The organism is Ruminobacter sp. RM87 (assembly GCF_000701925.1).
Lineage (GTDB): Bacteria > Pseudomonadota > Gammaproteobacteria > Enterobacterales > Succinivibrionaceae > Ruminobacter > Ruminobacter amylophilus.
Window position 1 is genome coordinate 1 of sequence record NZ_JNKD01000100.1, and the last position, 3,120, is coordinate 3,120.

Genomic DNA, 3,120 nt, shown 5'->3' on the forward strand with positions numbered 1-3,120 from the left:
AGGTGGGCTTATTTGGTTTATTTTTCCATATATGTATATTTCGTCTGGTGTAAGTTTCAAACCGGGTGATTTCTGTGGGTTCTTTTGCTTTTTGGCAGAAATATGTTATTTGAGCCTTAGACTAGCAGCGTCGGTAACAGAAGCCGTTTTAATTTCTATCTTTTTATGGTGTTTTACAGGTTCAAAAAAACTTTTTTTTATAGCTTTGTTTATGGGAATACTGATACTTCCTTTGGTTGTTTTTATTAGGTTTTTTGCACTTTTGAGGTGATGCTATTGGCTCTCCAAAAAGGATTATTTCGATTTTGTTCATTTTCCCATTTGTCATAATCTTCGTTTTCATTTTCACATCGTGTAAATTCATAATTTATCGTTAATGAATCAATTTGGTTATATGCAATCTTTTGAATTAAATCATCTGTAATATCATGCGGGTAATTAATTACCGGATTTTGCTCCTTCCAGTATTTAAAACCTTCGAAAACTCCAGTTCCGGCAAAAATAACAAGTCCTGCAATAATCCCAACTTTCAAACTGTTTGATTTTCCTTTGGTTGGTGATTTTATGGTCGTCCCACAGTGCTGACAAAAAACAGAATTATCAGGTATTTCTTTCCTGCATTTATGACAATACATTTAGTAATCATAGTTAGTATGAATTTAAATGTCATTATATCATTAATTATATTTGCAATTTGCATTACCTTTTGACAATTTGGGCTTATTCTTCTCCATGAAACCAGAGGTATATGATCCAGCGTATGGATTTTTTCCAACTATCAGCCTCATTTTTATATACCGGCGAACAGTTTTCTAAATTCATTAAGTTTTGCTCTGACAATAAAAAGATAAGCAAAACACATGAAATGAAAAACTACAATCACGGTCAGAAAAAGAATTAACAATATTGATAAGAAGTCAACTGAGCCTGATTCAATCAACATCTCACCAGTTTTACCGTCCACCGCAAAAGCAGATAAAATTAATAAGCATATAAGTGCAATCTTGAAGTGCGAAAATAGCAGAAACAGCACAAAAACAAACACCTCAGCAGATACAAATAAAAAAATGAAAGAGCGTACTCTGCTTACCAATTTATTACAGTATTCTGCTTTTGATGTAAGGTTATGGTATGTCGTTCCCAGAGCTGAAAAAACATCTGTAGCAGATTTTGTCAATGGGTCTGAAATACATTGGATAATAAACAACATAATAAAAAAAGCAGCCATAAAATAATTCGAATGACTGAATTTTACATACATGCCTGTCAACCCAACAGTCAGAATTATTAACGTTACGGATTGAAAAAATGCCATTAATGTAAGTTTTGAATATAATTTGTCACAAGAAACAGATAATTCATCTGATTCCTTTTGAAAACTATGCGACATCATATGAATTCTCTTCAAAAAAAATTATTGAATTTAATTTAATTATTAAAATTTTAGCAGTAAATATAGCGTGTGAACTACCCAAAAAACGGGATCAGTTTACTCAGTCGTTTTTCATTTTCCTTCAGGCCGATGCTGTTCATGCTCAATTCTGTCTATTTCGTTGTTTCCTTCACTTTTCTCAGAAATATAGCTTATCAGGTACGATACTGCATAAAAAAACAGGCTGATTGCCACCATTACAGAAACAATCTCAAAAAACAGCATATCTAGACTGAGTAATCCTTTGATTTTGTTTTCGGCTAAAAGTTTCAGCGGTATATACTTATAGGAAATAAAGTCAGATAACAGTAAAGCAATGAAATCCACACCTGCTGAAATAATACAGGAAATCAGCAATCGACAGTTAAAAAAAGGTTTCCTTTCAGATCCGTTTCTAGATCCCATGGAAGAAAAATAAATAGCCTGAGGTCCGACAAAGACTGACAGCAATATAAAAAAAACTAGGGAAGCAATTAATTCAATAATTAGTACAACTAATCCCATTTTAAATTCCGTGTTGTATCCATTAAAGCAATGATATCCATACCTGCTGAAATAGTACAGGAAATCAGCAATCGACAGTTAAAAAAAGCCTTTTTGATCGTAAATCAATCAAGCACTTAGAAAAATTCTCTAAATTCCTTTCTGTCATCATAGATCTTCCAGTCATCTCAACCTTTCAATTTCTCTGTAAAACTCCTCTGGTTCTCGGCACAGAAGGAAGAATAAATTTTTTTGTAAAAACATATGCTTTTGGGCATTCGTTGGTCAGAGCAAATGTTTTTATTCGGGAAGTTTGGCGACCAGAATAGCCTGCTTTGGGAATTCTACCCCCTTAGAAATAAATCCTTATGTAAAACCGAGCATTTTCTGGGAGCAGAAAAGCGAAAAGAAGTTTCTGAAATTATTTTTGTCAGAAAAGGCTCCTGCTGAACATAGAGAGTAGGAACAGATGTTTTGCACCAAGGAGATATGAAGTGCAGGTAACCGAACTGACCTCAGACTTCTGTTTCTATTCACAGAAAAGTTGAACAAAATTTTTTTGTAAAAAGCACCTACTTCTGGGCATTAGTAGGTAGGAGCAATAGTTTTACAGGAGAATCCGCTATGCAAGTTACCGAAGTTACATCCGCCTCTACGCCATCAACCGCACTCAGCCAGATCACACATGAGCAGCTGCAGCATGAATTCAATTTTCTGCGGGCTGAACACTTCACGAAAACCATGCTCAACCAAGGTCTTATAACGCCTGGTGAGTACCGTCTGATCATGATAGAGAACATGGTCACTTTCCCGACATTTATCTCGCAAATCCTTTGATTATTGAGTTGCTAGTGTTCCAACACATAGCAAATATGTTACCGACAAAACGGATTGCGAGACGCAAACACTGATCACTTTAAGGAGCAATTATGCACATAAAACAAATAATGAGTAAACGGTAGCATTTTGATGAACGACTTGTTCACAGATTGAGCTTAAGATAACAGTTGAATTATTTGCTGATACTAGTTAAATTACTGATATATGAACAGTTCGTATAATTGTTAACAGGAAGTTCCGTCCTGTATCACGGATAAAAATTCGGTGCTATGATAAAATGACAGCCGATGATGTTGAGTTCGGGGAGGTTAAAGTCATGGGTAGTATTCTGAATCCTGTTGATGGCAATTCATTTGTTGCTTTAG

5 protein-coding genes and 1 pseudogene are annotated in these 3,120 nt (G+C 34.8%); 2 read left to right on the plus strand and 4 right to left on the minus strand.

Annotated elements, in window-relative coordinates; translation table 11 throughout:
* The coding region (locus tag T489_RS15525; protein ID WP_037320029.1) for a hypothetical protein at nt 1-271 on the plus strand (271 nt) is incomplete at its 5' end.
* On the opposite strand, the gene T489_RS0112075 is transcribed toward T489_RS15525, so the two are convergent.
* The 4 genes and pseudogenes from T489_RS0112075 to T489_RS0112085 all read right to left on the minus strand — a co-directional run bounded on the left by T489_RS0112075 (nt 246) and on the right by T489_RS0112085 (nt 1,936).
* Nucleotides 246-533, minus strand: coding sequence for a hypothetical protein (locus T489_RS0112075; protein ID WP_031580264.1), 288 nt, complete (start codon nt 531-533; stop codon nt 246-248). The two genes, T489_RS15525 and T489_RS0112075, sit on opposite strands and share 26 nt — an antisense overlap.
* 39 nt (nt 534-572) lie before the next feature.
* Nucleotides 573-635 (minus strand): annotated as a pseudogene (locus T489_RS15805) (zinc-ribbon domain-containing protein); the annotation flags it as partial.
* Between the two features lie 155 nt (nt 636-790).
* A complete protein-coding gene (locus T489_RS0112080) occupies nt 791-1,393 on the minus strand; it encodes a hypothetical protein (protein WP_031580265.1) in 603 nt (200 codons plus the stop codon).
* Between the two features lie 111 nt (nt 1,394-1,504).
* Nucleotides 1,505-1,936 (minus strand): hypothetical protein, encoded by a 432-nt coding sequence (locus T489_RS0112085; RefSeq protein ID WP_031580266.1) that lies wholly within the window; start codon nt 1,934-1,936, stop codon nt 1,505-1,507.
* A 603-nt stretch (nt 1,937-2,539) separates the two neighbouring features.
* On the opposite strand from T489_RS0112085, the gene T489_RS0112095 reads away from it, so the two are divergent.
* Entirely contained in the window at nt 2,540-2,752 is a 213-nt protein-coding gene (locus T489_RS0112095) for an SHOCT domain-containing protein (RefSeq protein ID WP_031580268.1), read from the plus strand.
* Nucleotides 2,753-3,120 lie beyond the last annotated feature (368 nt).

Bases quoted from the DNA above. Each gene is read 5' to 3' on its own strand.
- T489_RS0112085 (WP_031580266.1), bottom strand. From the start codon at position 1,936: ATGGGATTAGTTGTACTAATTATTGAATTAATTGCTTCCCTAGTTTTT.
- T489_RS0112095 (WP_031580268.1), top strand. From the start codon at position 2,540: ATGCAAGTTACCGAAGTTACATCCGCCTCTACGCCATCAACCGCACTC.
- T489_RS0112080 (WP_031580265.1), bottom strand. From the start codon at position 1,393: ATGATGTCGCATAGTTTTCAAAAGGAATCAGATGAATTATCTGTTTCT.